The following is a 15,839-nucleotide window of genomic DNA, read 5'->3' on the forward strand; positions in this document are numbered from 1 at the left end:
GAGAACATTCAGGAGTGGAGAGCCGTGTCGTCGTCATCCTCAGAGGTAGTCCGTACCGTTCTCGAACAATCCTCCCGCGTCCTGCAGACGTATGCCGTCGACGCCGGCCTCGTGGCCGAACACGCGAACGGGGAGCGCCGTATCACTCAGGGCGGATACGGCGACCGCCAACTCTTCGAACTTGTCCAGAACGCTGCCGACGAGATCGCCGCCGAGCCGGGCGGACGCATTCAAGTCGTCCTCACCGAAAATCATCTGTACTGCGCCAATGAGGGCGATCCGATGACCCCTGAAGGCGCGGAGACAATTCTCCGGATGAGTATGTCGCGCAAGCGGGGTGGCCAGATCGGGCGTTTCGGAGTGGGCGTGAAATCGGTGCTCGTGGTGACGGACACCCCGCAATTCTTCAGTCGCACCGGGAGCTTCGGGTTCGACCGCTCATGGTCGTACGAGCAGATCAAGGCCGTCCCCGGAGTGACCCAGCGCTACGGCGATGAGTTCGCCGCCCCCGTCCTGCGCATGGCCCGCCCGCTCGACGACTCGGCCGAGCGGGCCGCCGACCCCGTCCTCGACGAACTGCTGACCTGGGCCACCACCGTCGTGCGACTCCCCCTTCTCCGCAAGGCCGACGACCGGCTGGGCAAGGACATGCACGGCGGTCGCGGCAAGGATCACGGCGAGCCGCGCCAGGAGTTCCCGGTCGGTTTCCAACTCTTCTCCCCGCACGTCGCGAAGGTCGTGCTCGAGGACCGCAGGCCGCGCCCCGTCGTGCGACGCACCCTCACCACGCACCAGGAGGGCGACCTGCACACCGTGGTGGAGGAGCGGACCGGCAAGGTCACGGCCACGGACAGGTGGCGGGTGTTCACCACCACCCATCGACCCGGCGTCGAGGCCGGTGCGGACGCGGGTGAGCTGCACGACCGGCTCGCCCTCGACCTCGCGTGGGGAGTCCCCGCCCTGCGGAAGGACCCGGAGAGCGGTCTGTACGTCAACGCCCGGACGCGGGGCCGCGGCACGTTCTGGTCCTTCTTCCCGACGAAGTACGAGATGTCGTTGAGCGGCATCCTCAACGGGGCGTGGAAGACGAACGAGGACCGGCAGAACCTCCTCGACTCCTCCCCCTTCAACCAGGAGATGCTCCGCGTATCGGCGAAGCTCGTCGTCGACTCGCTCCCCGCGTTGGCGCCGGCCGAGGACCCCGCCGCCTATCTCCCCCTGCTGCCGGGCCGTGTCAAGGAGGCGATCAGTTGGGCCGACGAGTTCCTGACGCGTGCCATCTGGGCCCTGACCGCCAAGTCCCCGTCGCTGCCCGACCAGGACGGCGTCCTGCGCGCCCCGACTCAGCTGCGGATCCATCCCCGGCTGGACAAGGATCTGAAGCAGTTGTCGAAGTGGCTGCGGATGTGGCACGAGTGCCCCGGCCACCCCACCGACTGGCTGCACCCGAGCGTGGAGGCGAACGCGCTGCGCTCCGGCAAGGTCGAGCACATCCTCGAGGCGGCCGAGCACAAGAGGGCCGATGTCCAAGAGTGGTTGGAGGCCCTGGTCGCCGGCGGTACGGCACAGGCGTCGGCGGTGGCCGTCAGGATCCTCGCGGACATGGTCGAAAGCCGTTCGCCGTACGCCGAGGAGGCCCGTAAGGCGCGGATCGTGCTCACGGAGGAGCACGGCCTGGTCGCTCCGACGCACGGCAAGGTGTTCCGCCGGGCCGACCAGGGCGGGTTGCGGGAGTCCCTGGTGTATGTCGTCGACGAACTGTCCCAGGACCCGGCCCTGGCGCATGCCCTGAACGTCCTGGGCATCCGGGAGGCCGACGTCGAGGGCCGGTTCGTCAGCGTCCTCGACCAGGGATTCGACCACTACCGCCCGTCGGACTGGGAGCGCTTCTGGGAGCTCTTCCGTCAGGCCGGCGTCCGACGACTGGCGCACAGGGTCCTGGAGCGCGTGCCCACGCCCCGCAGGACCCTCTGCGTGCGGACCGCCGACGCGCGGTTCCGACCGATCGAGGACTGCATGCTGCCGGGCGACGTGGTCGACGCGCGGCGGGACCCCTCCGTCGCGGTCGACATGACCTTCCACTCCGACGACACGCCCTTCTTCTCCCAGGTCGGCCTGCGCGGGAGGCCGACCACCGGAGTGCAACCCGGTGAGGGCGAGGCCTGGTTCGAGGAGTACCGGCAGGCGATCCACGCCGCCCACCTGCGCAGCCTCGACAGCCGCGCGCCCCGTCCCACCCTGAACCGGATGAAGGTCGAGGGTGCCGCCATGGGCGGCCCGCTCCACCTCTTCCCCCGGCTGTCCCAGGAGTCCCGGGCCGCCTTCCTCGATGCGCTCCCGGACGACGCGGTGATCGACCGGTGGACCCGCCAGTTCGGCGCCCAGACCGGCACCCGGCAGGCGATCCCCTCGCCGATCCGCTGGATGCTCCGCAAGTACGGCACGGTCGCCACCTCGCGGGGAATCATGCCCCTGAAGGACGCCGTGGGGCCTCAGCTCGCCGCCTATCGCGACGTGCTGCCGGTCGCCGACATCTCGCCGGAGAAGGCACGCAAGCTGGGTCTGCCGACCACCATCGACGACGTACCGTCCGACCGCTGGGAGGCGCTGCTGGACGCCGTGTCCCGCAGCGAGGACGACACCTTCGTCGGCGCCACGTATGTGATGCTGACCCGCTTCGGCGCGGAGTTCCCCGAGAACTCGCTCACCCGGTGCCGGATCGGCGACCTGTGGGGCACCCGTCCCGACGGCGAGATCACGGTGGCCGCCGACGACGCCCAGTACCGGGCGCTGCGCGCCGAACAGCTCCCCGCGCTGCTCGTGCCGACGGCCGAGGACGCCGAGCTGATGATCGACAAGTGGGGCATGCTCCGTTACTCCGACGTGATCAGCCGGGAGACCCGCGAAGTGCCCGAAGGGGAGCCGGTGCCGCTCATCGAGCTGTACCCGGCCCTGCGCCAGCGCCTCAGCAGTGGGAACCGCAACACCCTGGTGCAACGCTGCGCGGAGCTGGAGGAGATCACCCGCACCCCGAACGGCACCCGCGCCGTCCCGCTCGAGGCGGTCGCCCAGCAGGGCCTCGTCAAGGTTCGCGTCCCGGTGGACGCCGAGCCGATGCTGGTCCTCATCGACCGCGAGATGGGACTCGGTCTCGGCCCTGCCGGCTGCCGGGCGGTACTGGAGCATCAGGAGCGCATGGCACGGGACAGCGCCATGCAGGCCGCGTTGAAGGCCGTACGGGATGCCGAGGACGTCGTCACCAAGATCGAGCTCCTGGTCGGGGCGGAGGCGTTGCGTGCCGGTCTTCCGGAGGGGCTGACGGAGGCCGAACTGCGGGCCACCGGCGGTGTGGAGCCGTCCGGACGTCGTATCGCGCAGATGGCGTTCAACGCGCACGGCGACGGTGTGCTCCAGCAGCACGCACGGGACGTCCAGGCCCGCTTCCCCAACGCGCCGGTCGGCTACACGGGTTCCTCCGCCGCCGTCGCCTTCGTCTCCGACCTGAGGCTGCCCATCGCGTTCGCCGGGTCGAGGACGCCGGCACCCCCGTCCTTCGAGACCGTCGACGGACCGCGCGACTTCCCGAGGCTCCACGCCTATCAGGAGGACCTGGTCCGGAGCATCTCGACCATGCTCGACCGGCTGGCTCCGCAGCGGGGCATGCTGTCGCTCCCCACCGGCGCCGGCAAGACGCGGGTCACCGCCGAGGCCGTGATCCGCTGGGTGAAGCGGGTGGGTGACCTGGAGGGTCCGCTGCTGTGGATCGCGCAGACCGAGGAGCTGTGCGAGCAGGCCGTCCAGAGCTGGAAGTTCGTCTGGAGCAAGGTGGGTGCCGAGCGCCCGCTGACCATAAGTCGGCTGTGGAGCGGCAACGAGGTCGGGAACGTCGTCGACCACCCGCACCTGGTGGTGGCCACGGACGCCAAGCTGGAGCGGTGCCTGGGCACCGACCAGTACTCCTGGCTCCGGGACTCCGCCCTGGTGATCGTGGACGAGGCGCACACCGCCATCTCCAAGCGCTACACCGAGATCCTGAGCCGTCTGGGGCTCACCCAGTACGAGACCTCCCGGCATCTGCTGGGGCTGACGGCGACCCCCTTCCGCAACAAGAACGAGGAGGAGACCCGCCGTCTGGTCAACCGCTTCGGCAACCGCCGCCTCGACGAGGGCGTCTTCCCGTCCGGCGATCCGTACCGGGACCTGCAGGAGTGGGGGATGCTCGCCCAGGTCGAGCATCGGACACTCCGCGGCGGTGAGATCGCCCTGACCCGGGACGAGCGCACCCACGCCGACCGCATGGCGATGCTGTCCCGCTCCGCGGAGCAGCGCCTCGCGGACGACCACGAGCGCAGCCTGCGCATCGTCGACGAGGTGGCGGATCTGCCGGAGGACTGGCCGACGCTGCTCTTCGCCACCTCCGTGGACCACGCCAAGTACCTCGCGGCCATGTTGAACGACCGCGGTGTGCGGTCCGCCGCCGTCGACTCGACCACCAGCGCCCAGGACCGTCGCACCCGTATCGAGAATTTCCGGAACGGTCGCATTCGCGTGCTCACCAACTACGGTGTTCTCACCCAGGGATTCGACGCCCCGGCCACCCGCGCCGTGGTCGTGGCCAGGCCGGTCTTCAGCGCGAACGTGTACCAGCAGATGATCGGTCGCGGTCTGCGCGGACCCCGGAACGGCGGCAAGGACAGCTGCCTGATTTTGAACGTCAGCGACAACATCGAGAACTTCGACACCCAGCTCGCCTTCACCGAGTTCGAGCATCTCTGGAGCCGTCCGTGACCGACGCCTATCTCGACAGCCCGCCGCTCACCGAGGAACAGCGGGCCGTGGTCGAGCAACCCTGGGACGCACGGGTCCTGGTGACCGCGGGAGCCGGGGCGGGCAAGACCCACACGCTGGTGCGCCGGCTCGAGGCGCTGTGCGGCGGTGAGGACCTCGAGGAGACGCTCGAGGCCACCGAGATCCTCGTGCTCACCTTCTCCCGGGCCGCCGCCCGGGAGCTGCGGGAACGGATCGCACGCCACGGCGAACGGGCCCGGCGGGTGCGGGCGCAGACCTTCGACGCCTGGGCGTACGGGGTGCTGCGTCAGGCGTACCCGGACAAGGAGTGGGCCGCGACGTCCTTCCTGGAGCGGCTCGAGGCGGCGGCGCGTGCCGTCGAGCACGGGGCGCTGGAGGCCGGCGACGCCGTGCCTCCGGCGCATGTAGTCATCGACGAGGTGCAGGATCTGCTGGGCGACCGCAGGGATCTCGTGGAGACGCTGCTCGATCGCTACCAGGACAGCTGCGGCTTCACGGTGGTCGGCGACGCCGCCCAGTCGATCTACGGCTTCCAGATCTCCGACCTCGGTGAGCGGGCGGACGAGACCGGTCGGTTCTTCGACTGGTTGCGTGCCTCCTACCCGGACGACCTGGTCGAGCTGCGGCTGACGCGCAACTTCCGGGCGGTCACCCCCGAGGCTTGCCTCGCGCTGGCCCACGGGGCGCGTCTCCAGCACGTCACCGACGCCGACGAGGCCGCGACGCTCTACGAGGAGATGCGCGAACTGCTCGTCGACCCGGCGAACGGCATGAAGCCTCTGACCGACCCGCTCACGCTCGGAGGATTGCGCGACTTCCCCGACACGTGCGCACTGCTGGCCCGCGACAACCGGCAGGCCCTCGTCGTGTCGGACCTCCTGCACCGACACGATGTGCCGCACCGCCTGCGGCGCCCGCTGGAGGACCGCCCCGTCCCGTACTGGGCGGCCGAACTCCTGCGCCGTACGGAGTCCTCGACGCTCTCCGAGGACCGGTTCCGTGGGCTGCTCGCGGAGATACCCCTGCCGTACGAGCCGAACACGGACGCGGTGTGGGCCGTGCTGCGCCGGGTGGCTCGGGGACCCGGTCGAGGCATCCTCGACCTCGAGCGGCTGCGGCGTCTGGTCGCCGACGGTCGTTTCCCGGACGAGCTGGCGGACCCCGAGACGGAGCGCGTCGTGGTGTCCACCGTGCACCGGGCCAAGGGCCTCGAGTTCGATCGTGTGATCGTGCTCGCCCCGCCGAGCGTCTCCGAGCTGCGCCGGCAGTTCAAGGAGAATCTCGACCTGCCGGGCGAGGCCCGCGCCCTGTACGTGGCGCTGACGCGCGCCCGCCAGGACCTGTACCACGTGGAGCCGCCCACACTGCCGGTGTTCCGACGGGTCGGCGGCCGGGAGACCGGTCGCCGGTTCGTGGGCGGATGGCGCTCCCACCTGCGGTACGGGATCGTCGGCGCGGGCGGGGACGTCTGCGCGGAGCAGCCTCCCGGCCATGACGGCGACGCCGTCGCCACCCAGGCCTACCTCCTGCGGGAGGTGCGGCCCGGCCACGACGTGGTGCTGCGGCGGAGCCACGACCTGCCGCTCGGTGAGTCGCAGAGCCCGCCGTACGTGCTGCTGCACCGGGGACGGGAGATCGGCGAGGCCTCGGAGAGGTTCCGCAAGGAGCTGTTCCAGGTGCAGAAGGTCAGCCGGACGTGGGAGCCCTGGTGGCCCGACGAGATCCACGGCCTGCGGGTGGACGCCCTGGAGTCCGTCGCGGGCAGCATCGCCGCCGGCGCGAACGCCGGCCTCGGTGACCGCGGGGTGTGGATCGCGCCGCGGATCAGCGGAATCGGAAGATACAGACGTGCGGACGGCCTCGAGGAGCAGCGCGCATGAGCCATTCGAAGACCCGGCATGCCGAGCACTATCGGGTGCGGGACGAGGAACTGTTGGCGGGTCTCCGCAGGGAACTGCTCGGCCCCGCGCCGGACGCGCCGCCGGAGGAGCGCGAGGAGGTACTGGCTCAGGACGCCCCGATCGACCGCTATCTCGCCGGTGTCCTCTACCCCCGGCCCGCGGACGCCGACGCCGAGCAGCGCCTGCGTGAGGACGAGGCGGAGCACGACGGGTTGGACGCCGCCCCGATGCGGACCCGCGAGGACGTCGAGGAGTCCGGGACCGCGCAGGAGGTCGGGGCCGCCGGGTCGCGTCGCCCCTCGTCCATGGGGCTGACCTTTGCCGTCCGACCCGCCATAAGCCGGCACGTCGTGATCAGTGCCCGGGCGGCCGTCTACCGTCCCACGGACGCGGACGGCAAGCCGGTCCCGGCCCGCCGCGCCGAGGCCCGTACGGTCTCCGATCAGCAGGAGCACTGGCGTCGCCAGGAACTCGCGCTGCCCGACTCCACGGTCGACGTGACCACGCCCGACCCCGACCTGCGCTTCGACCTGGCGGAGGGGGTCCTTCTGCGGGTGAACGTCCGACGGCCCGACGCGACGGAGGGCACGGTGACCGTCACGGTGACCCTCGTCAACACCCACAAGGTCGGGGAACGGGAGCTCCAGGACGCCTTCTCCCTGTTCCAGTGCGGGCTCGTGGTGCGCGCCGCCGACAGGGCCAGCGCCTTCGTCGAACGCCCCGCGCCCGATCTCGCGCACGACCCTGAGGTCGCCACCAGTCGCCTGCTGCACCGGCACGCGCCGACCTTCGCCGTCGGGCACGGCTGCGCGGCCGAGTGGGACTGGACGCCCTCGCCGGTCGGTGTGACGGACTCCCAGGACGCCGGTGTGTCCGAGGTCCGGAGCGAGTTCGTGCCGAGCGTGGAAGTGCTGCTCACCGATTCCAACCCCGAGATCGACAGCTCCGCCCTGTCCATGCTCGGTCTGGCCGAGCGTCCCGACGCGGAGGTCGTCGCCGCGCTGGAGGCGTTGGCCACCGGATACGAGCACTGGATCGTCCGCAAGGAGGCCGAGGCCGCCGACCTGATCGGAGGCCTCCACGAGGAAGCGGCCTCCCAGCAGGTCGCCGCCTGCCGGGAGGCACTGGACCGGATCCGTGCGGGCATCGGCCTCCTCCGCGACAAGCCCGACCTGATGCGGGCGTTCCGACTGGCGAACCGGGCCATGGCCGAACAGCGGGCTCGCAGCGCGTGGGTGAAGAGCGGCCGCGTCGGCTCCCCCGAGCCGTCCGAGGGCCGCTGGCGCCCGTTCCAGATCGCGTTCGTCCTGCTCTGCCTGGCCGGTGTCGACGACCCCGAGCATCCCGATCGGGAGATCTCCGATCTCCTGTGGTTCCCCACCGGTGGCGGCAAGACCGAGGCGTACCTCGGTCTGATCGCGCTGACGTCCTTCCTGCGCAGGATCCGACTCGGCGAGAACGGTGGCGGCGTCACCGTGCTCATGCGGTACACGCTGCGCCTGTTGACCCTCCAGCAGTTCGAACGAGCGACGATCCTCCTCTGCGCCATGGAACTGTTGCGCAAGGACCACCTCACGGAACTGGGGTCCGAGCCGTTCTCGCTCGGCATGTGGGTCGGTGAGTCGGCCACTCCGAACAAGCTGAAGGACGCGGCGGCCCAACTGGCGGAACTGCGCAGGGATCTCGACCGCCGGCTGGCGACGAAGAACCCCGTCCAGTTGCACGCGTGCCCGTGGTGCGGCACCCGTCTGGACGCCCGAGCCTACGAGGTCGACGAGGACGCGAGCCGGATGCATGTCCGCTGCCCCGGACCGGACTGCGACTTCACGGACGGCCTGCCCGTCCATCTGATCGACGAGGCGGTGTACGCCGCACGGCCGACGCTGGTCATCGCCACCGTCGACAAGTTCGCCTCCATGCCCTGGCGTCCGGACACCGCGGCCCTGTTCAACCGGGACGACCCGAACGACCCCACGCCGCCGCCCGCGCTGATCGTGCAGGACGAGCTGCATCTCATCTCCGGGCCCCTCGGGACCCTGACCGGGCTCTACGAGACCGCCGTCGACGAGCTCGCCGGTCGTCCCAAGGTGATCGCCTCGACGGCCACCATCCGGCGCGCCGGCGCCCAGGGCCGCAATCTCTTCGACCGCGAGGTACGCCAGTTCCCGCCGGCCGGACTGGACGCCCGGGACTCCTGGTTCGCCGTGGAGACCCCGCGCGAGGACAAGGCCAGCCGCCGCTACGTCGGCCTCCTCGCGCCCGGCACCAGTCAGTCGACCCTGCTCATCCGCACCTACGCGACCCTGTTGCACCGGGCGAAGCAGGCGACCACCTCGGACGAGGTCCGCGACGCCTACTGGAGTCTGATCGGCTATTTCAACAGCCTGCGTCTGCTGTCCGCCGCCGAACTGCAGGTCCACGACGACGTGGTGGCCTACCTGGAGCTGCTGGCCGCCCGCGAGGCCACGACCGTGCGTACCGTCGCCAACTACTCGGAGCTGACGAGTCGGATCGACGCCAGCGAGATCCCCGCCCGGCTGAAGGCCATCGAGCGAAGGTTCCCCGATCCGGACGTGGTGGACGTCCTGTTGGCCACCAACATGATCGCGGTGGGTGTCGACGTGGACCGGCTCGGGCTGATGGCCGTGATGGGCCAGCCGCAGACGACCGCCGAGTACATCCAGGCCACCAGCCGCGTGGGCCGCGCCCACCCCGGTCTGGTCGCCGTGATGCTCAACGCGACCCGCTCACGCGACCGCTCCCACTACGAGAACTTCCTGCACTTCCACTCCGCGCTGTACCGCGAGGTCGAATCGACCTCCGTCACCCCGTTCTCCGCCCGGGCACGCGAACGCGGGCTGCACGCGGTGATCGTCGCCCTGACGAGGATCATGCTCCCGGAGGCACGTCCCAACGAGGCTGCCGGCGACGTGGAGGCGTACGAGCACCGGATCCGCGACGAGATCAAGCCGGTGCTGCTCCGACGTGTCGCAGCCGTCACGCCCGAGGAAGCCGATCAGGTCTCCCGGGAGTTCGACGGGTTCGTCGACTGGTGGTGCGCGGAGGCCGACGTGCACAACGGCCTGCTCTTCGAACCGAGGAGGGGCAGCCGCGTCCCCTCACTCCTGCAGCCGTACGACGACGAGGCCGAGGACGCGGAGGCCTGGCCCACGCTGTGGAGCCTGCGTGACGTCGACGCCGAGTCCGCCCTGTTCTTGGAGGCCAGCCGATGACCCCGCCCCCCGCACGCCGTCGCCGTTCCGCCGCCGGTGGCACGGCACCCGCCCACAACCTGCCGCGCCGGGGTGCCGTCCGGCGGGCCCAGGCGATCACCACGTACGGCGTCGGTTCGTTGATCGCCGTCGACCACGAGTCCTTCGTGGTCTCGGGTCTGGACGGTGCCGACGAGCACTGGAGCTCGGACGAGTCGCCGAAGATCCATGAACGCCGACTCGCCCGGATCCTCGGCGTCCAGCACTTCCGGCTGCCGCCCGCCTCCGACGAGCACAGCAAGGACGGACTGCGCGTCCGGCGCTTCCCGTTGATGCACTCGTGTCCCGAGTGCGACGAGTTGCGTCGCCATCGGGACTTCAACCCTCCGCCCGGCCGGAGCGTCTGCGGCACCTGCGAGGCGGACCTGATCCCCTCGCGCTTCGTCATCGCCTGCGAGGCGGGCCACCTCGACGAGTTCCCGTACTGGCACTGGGTCCACCGCGCGGCGGGGCGCGGCGCCGGCACCGCGGGGCAGTGCGGAGGCACGCTGCGCCTGCGCACGTCCGGCCGCAGCTCCTCGCTGCGTTCCATCCTGGTGTCCTGCAGCTGTGGAGTGCCCGAGGTGTCGATGGAGGGCTCCTTCCGCAGGAACGCGCTGAAGGATCTGGGTCTGCGGTGTCGCGGCACCCGACCGTGGCTGGCCGGCTCCGTCCCGGCGGAGCACTGCGACCAGACCCCGCGCACCCTCCAGCGCGGTTCCTCGGCCGTCTGGCAGCCCGTGCTCCGGTCCGCGCTGTCCATCCCTCCGTGGAGCGACGGTCGGGCGGACCCCCTGGCCCCCTACTGGGGACGCCTGCGCGAGCTGGACTCCCGGGCCGATGCCGAGATGTGCCTCAAGGTCCTCTTCGGGGACGAGTGCCCCGTCTCCGTCGACGAGGTCATGGAACTCCTGGCCGCGGAGCAGGAGGAGGACGCCACCGGAGACGAGGAGCCCACCTTCGACCATCACTACCGGGCGCTGCGCAACAAGGAGTACGAGCGCCTGCGCTCCGGCAACGACGAACGGGAGCGCTCGCGGGAGGAACAGTTCATCTGTGAGAGCCCGCTCGGTGACCCGACCGCCCTGGATGGCACAGGAGTGACCGGCCCCATGTTGGTCAAGAAGCTCCGCGAGGTCCGTGCGCTCAAGGCGTTCACCCGGCTCGCCGAGCCCGACTCGGCCACGGAGGCCGCCGAGGCCGCTCTCTCGGCATCGCCCCTGAACTGGCTCCCCGCCATGGAGGTCCGCGGAGAGGGAGTCTTCCTGCGGCTGGCCGAGGACCGGCTCCACGCCTGGGAGAGCATCCCCGCCGTGGCACAGCGCGCGGCACGCCTCCGCACCGCCCACCGCCGGCTGTTGGAGCGAAGGGCGTCGGACCCGACCCAGGTCCGCCCCTCGCCCGCCAGTCCCCGGATGGTGCTGCTCCACACCCTGGCCCATGTGCTGATCAACGAGTGGAGCCTGGACGCCGGTTACCCGGCGGCCGCGCTGCGCGAACGCCTCTACGCCGACGAGGACATGATGGGCCTGCTGGTCTACACGGCCACCAGCGACTCGGCGGGCAGTCTCGGCGGGCTGGTCGCCCAGGGAGAGCCCGAGCGGCTGGCGGACACGCTGCGATCCGCCGTCCGCCGCGCCTCCTGGTGCTCGGCGGACCCGCTGTGCGTCGAGACCGAGGCCTCCGGCACCGGAGGGACGAACCTCGCCGCCTGCCACGCCTGCGTGATGCTCCCGGAGACCAGCTGCGAGCACAACAACATCCTGTTGGACCGCGCGCTGCTCGTCGGCACACCGGAGGACCCGGAGGTGGGCTACTTCTCGGCCCTGCTGCCGCACTGACGCCGAGTCGGCTGATGCCCGGTCAGCCCCTCATCAGCCCGCTGCTTCTGATGCCCCCTCACCCCCATGCCCCGTTCGGCAGTCCTCGAGCGGCAGGGGGCGGGATATCGGATTAGCCTCCGAGATGAGCGCAAAGCGGATCTTTGGTGTGCGCTCGGACGAAACCACCCGTAGGAGGAGAAATGCGCAAGCTTCAGAGGGCCGCGCTCGCGGCCGCGGTGATCGGTAGCCTCACCTGCATAGCCACCGGCACGGCCAGCGCGCAGCCCGCCTACGGTGGCGACGGTTGCCACTCGCACGACTTCAACCTCGACATCCTCGGTGAGGTCGGGCTTTTGAACGGGCTGGGGGGCAATCTCATCAACGGTGAGGGAAGCCCCGGCGCGCAACACACTCACCTGGGTTCCAGCTGCGGTGGCGGCCACTGAGCGGCACGTTCGCAGCAGGCGACTCACCCCGACGAGGGCCCCGTGCCTGGGCGCAAGCCCGGTGCCCGGGGCCCTCGTCCGCGCCCGGTGTTCCGGCGGCGGACCCGGGCGGGTGGTGCCCGGGGCCGCTGAGGGAGGATGGCGGACCGTACCGAGTCCCCGGGGTGACCGTCCGGGGCGCACGAGGGGAGGGCGCATGGGTGTGCTCGTACTGGCCGGGATTCTGCTGCTCGTCGTCGTGGGCTGCGTCTGCGTCGTGTGGGCGTCGCGGGGTGGGCCGCGGTGGGTCCGGGTGGTGTCCGCCGTGACGCTGGGGGTGGCCGACGTCGTCAAGACGCTCGTCCGGGGCATGGGGTCTTCCAAGTCCGGGTCCGGGTCGAGTTCCAGTTCCGATTCGGGTGACTGAGTTCCGTTCCGATGCGGGGGATTGAGCCGCCGTAAATCGTTCGCGTGCGGATTCCGGGGCGGATACCGTGCGAGCACTTCGACGAGACGTTCCCCGGAGACACGCCGCAGCGTGGGAGCGTCCCACCTCGATGAGGTGCAGGAGGGGCGGCAGCCGACTTTGTCGACCCCTCGACTCGGAGGTCTCCCTCATGAACACCGCGAACACCGCTCTCGACGTGGGCCTCGGCCTGCCCATCGGCGACCCCGCCGCTCTGCTCACCTGGGCCCGGCGTGCCGACGCCGGGCCCTTCAGCACGCTCGGTCTGCTCGACCGGCTCGTCCACGACAACCCCGAACCCCTGGTCGCCCTCTCCGTCCTCGCCGGTGCCACCTCCCGGGTCCGGGTGCAGACGGAGGTGCTGCTCGCCCCGTTGCGCGGCACGGCCCTGCTGGCCAAGCAGGCGGCCACCCTCGACCGGATGACCGGGGGACGGTTCGTCCTCGGGCTGGGGGTCGGCGGCCGGGAGGACGACCATCTCGTCGCCGGGACCGATCTGCGGAGCCGGGGGCGGCTCCTCGATGAGCAGATGGGTGTGATGCGGCGCCTGTGGGCCGGTGAGGCGTATGGGGAAGGGGCGGGTCCGGTCGGGCCCGCGCCCGCCCGTGCCGGGGGGCCGCAGGTGCTCTTCGGCGGCTTCCAGCCCGCCGCGCTCGAGCGCGTCGCGCGCTGGGGCGACGGTTTCCTCGCCGCCGCTCCGCCCTCCTGGGCGGGCGGTCTCTTCGACACCGTCCGCCGGTTCTGGGCGGCGTACGGCCGCGACGGCGAGCCCCGGCTGGTCGCGCAGGTCAATGTGGCCTTGGGGCCGGCGGACGTGGTCGAGGACGCCCGGTCGCGGCTGCTCGCCTACTACGCCTTCACCGGCATGGCCGACCGGATGGCCGAGGGGCTGCTCACCACCCCGGCCGCCATCCGCGCCGCGCTCTCCGCCTACGCGGGTCTGGGCGTACACGAGGTGATGCTCTACTGCTACGGCGTCGACCCCGACCAGGTGGACCGGCTGGCCGACGTGCTCTGACGCCGGGGCGGAGGCGGAGGGCCTCGCCGGTGGAAGGCCGCGACGGACCGCCCGTTAGATTCATGCTCTACAGCACGGCCGGCAGCAGCGGCCGGCGCAAGCGGTTGGAGGGACACATGGCGAGGATCCCCAGCGCGGTGGTCGCCGCGAGCGGGCTCGTCGGCGGGTACGGCGTGGCCCGCTGGACCAGGAAGCGGCAGCTGGGCGGGGCCGTACTGGCCGTCGCGGGGGCCACGGCCGCGCAGCAGTGGCGGCGGCAGGCCGGTGACCGGGCCGCGGTGGCCCTGACCGTCGGCTACGCCGCCGCCTTCGCCGGGTCGCATCCGCTGGCCAGGAAGGTCGGCGCCTGGCCGGCCGTCTTCGGGGTCGCGGGCGCCGTCGCCCTCGCGTCCTGGGCGGTCGCCGACCGCAGGGGATGACGCGCACACGAGGCTCCGCGACCTCACCTCCCCAGCAGTCCGACCGCCGGGGATGACTCATGCGCGAGGCGCCGGGCCCGGACGGGCTCGGCGCCTCGCTCACGTCCGGTGTGTCGAGGACAGACGCCGCTACGACCCCGTAGTCCCCGGCGCCGCCGCCGGACGTGCCCCCTCCGTCGCCGACTTCGTGACCGCCGACAGCGGGCGGGCGATGTCCTCCAGGGACCGGCGTTCGGCCTTCACGGCGAGGAACGCCGCGACCAGGCCGGCCGCACACATCAGCCCGGCGCCGATCTGGAACGCGAGGACCGTGTCGCCGACCACGCCGGTCTCCGTGAGCTTGGCGAACAGCAGCGGGCCGCTGATGCCGCCCGCCGCGGTGCCCAGGGCGTAGAAGAAGGCGATGGACATGGCCCTGGTCTCCATCGGGAAGACCTCGGACACCGTCAGATAGGCGCTGGACGCGCCGGCCGAGGCGAAGAACAGCACCGCGCACCAGCACGCCGTCATCGTGGTCGCGCTGAGCGAGCCCTGGTCGAAGAGCCAGGCCGTGCCGAACAGCAGGATCCCGGACAGCAGGTACGTCGACGAGATCATCACGCGCCGGCCCACCGTGTCGAACAGCCGGCCGAGCAGCAGCGGGCCGAGGAAGTTGCCGACCGCGATCACCGCGAAGTAGTAGCCGGTGTTGCCGCTCGGCACGTCGAAGAACTGGGTGAGGATCGCGCCGAAGCCGAAGGTGATGGCGTTGTACAGGAACGCCTGGCCGATGAAGAGGGCAAAGCCGAGGGTGGCGCGCCGGCGGTACTTGGCGAAGACGGTGCGGCCGATCTCCATGAACGTCACGCTGCGGCGCTGCTTGATGGTGATCTCGCCCTCGGCGGGCGGCAGCGGCTCCTCGCGGCCCTCCTCGACCTTCCGTTCGATGGAGGACACGATCCGTTCCGCCTCGTCGTCGCGGCCGTGGATCAGCAGCCACCGTGGACTCTCCGGGACATGCCGTCGTACGAGGAGGATCACCAGGGCGAGGACGGCGCCGAGCGCGAAGGTGAGCCGCCAGCCGACGTCCGCGGCGAAGATCGCGGTGTCCAGGGCGACGATCGACAGCAGGGCGCCGCCGACGGCACCCAGCCAGAAGCTGCCGTTGATCATCAGGTCGACACGGCCGCGGAACTTCGCCGGGATCAGCTCGTCGATCGCGGAGTTGATCGCCGCGTACTCACCGCCGATGCCGAAGCCGGTCAGGAAGCGGAACAGGAAGAACCACCAGGTGTGAAAGCTGAACGCGGTCAGCGCGGTCGCCGCGAGATACACGGCGAGCGTGATCATGAAGAGCTTCTTCCGGCCCCAGCGGTCGGTCAGCCGCCCCCAGAACAGGGCGCCGAGGCAGGCTCCGGCTACATAGAGCGCGGCGGCCAGGCCGGTGACCTGGCCCGAGGTGATCGGTAGTCCGCTGCCCGGTTCGGACAGCCGGGGCGCGATGTTTCCGACGACCGTGACCTCGAGGCCGTCGAGGATCCAGACGGTGCCGAGACCGATGACGATGGTCCAGTGCCAGCGGGACCACGGCAGCCGGTCGAGTCTGGCCGGGATGTCCGTGGTGATCGTGCGGCCGATCTCGGCCTGTGCCGTGCTCATGGGCTCCTCCCTCGGCGAGTGGAAGGCTCGTCGAGTGCCCGCGAAACGGCAGGTCTACGCCCCCGGCCCGGGCGGCTGCGCGCCCGGCC

At 71.0% G+C, this 15,839-nt stretch carries 9 protein-coding genes; 8 read left to right on the forward strand and 1 reads right to left on the reverse strand.

The annotated features are described in order from the left end of the window. Positions 1-24 precede the first annotated feature (24 nt). The 8 genes from DC008_RS12665 (at position 25) to DC008_RS12700 (ending at position 14,112) form a co-directional block, all read left to right on the forward strand. Positions 25-4,788 (forward strand): DEAD/DEAH box helicase, encoded by a 4,764-nt coding sequence (locus tag DC008_RS12665; RefSeq protein WP_425276539.1) that lies wholly within the window; start codon positions 25-27, stop codon positions 4,786-4,788. Then, on the forward strand, positions 4,785-6,689 hold the full coding sequence (locus DC008_RS12670) for a UvrD-helicase domain-containing protein (protein WP_208645854.1): 1,905 nt from the start codon (positions 4,785-4,787) through the stop codon (positions 6,687-6,689). The genes DC008_RS12665 and DC008_RS12670 overlap by 4 nt, the downstream gene beginning before the upstream one ends. Further along, entirely contained in the window at positions 6,686-9,943 is a 3,258-nt protein-coding gene (locus DC008_RS12675; protein ID WP_108707076.1) for a helicase-related protein, read from the forward strand. The genes DC008_RS12670 and DC008_RS12675 overlap by 4 nt, the downstream gene beginning before the upstream one ends. Then, complete coding sequence (drmB, locus tag DC008_RS12680; RefSeq protein WP_108707077.1) at positions 9,940-11,802, forward strand: DUF1998 domain-containing protein; 1,863 nt, start codon at positions 9,940-9,942, stop codon at positions 11,800-11,802. Before DC008_RS12675 ends, drmB begins: the two co-directional genes overlap by 4 nt. Positions 11,803-11,984: 182 nt before the next feature. Further along, entirely contained in the window at positions 11,985-12,230 is a 246-nt protein-coding gene (locus DC008_RS12685; protein WP_108707078.1) for a hypothetical protein, read from the forward strand. Between the two features lie 196 nt (positions 12,231-12,426). Continuing rightward, on the forward strand, positions 12,427-12,636 hold the full coding sequence (locus DC008_RS12690) for a hypothetical protein (protein WP_108707079.1): 210 nt from the start codon (positions 12,427-12,429) through the stop codon (positions 12,634-12,636). 190 nt (positions 12,637-12,826) lie between these two features. Continuing rightward, positions 12,827-13,693: an LLM class flavin-dependent oxidoreductase gene (locus DC008_RS12695; protein WP_108707080.1), complete on the forward strand. Its 867-nt coding sequence runs from the start codon at positions 12,827-12,829 to the stop codon at positions 13,691-13,693. Positions 13,694-13,809: 116 nt separating this feature from the next. Then, positions 13,810-14,112 (forward strand): hypothetical protein, encoded by a 303-nt coding sequence (locus tag DC008_RS12700; RefSeq protein WP_108710671.1) that lies wholly within the window; start codon positions 13,810-13,812, stop codon positions 14,110-14,112. 129 nt (positions 14,113-14,241) lie between these two features. Here DC008_RS12700 and DC008_RS12705 read toward each other — a convergent pair whose 3' ends face one another. Next, positions 14,242-15,750, reverse strand: coding sequence for an MFS transporter (locus DC008_RS12705; RefSeq protein WP_108707081.1), 1,509 nt, complete (start codon positions 15,748-15,750; stop codon positions 14,242-14,244). Between the last annotated feature and the right edge of the window lie 89 nt (positions 15,751-15,839).

It is taken from the genome of Streptomyces nigra (assembly GCF_003074055.1).
GTDB lineage: Bacteria > Actinomycetota > Actinomycetes > Streptomycetales > Streptomycetaceae > Streptomyces > Streptomyces nigra.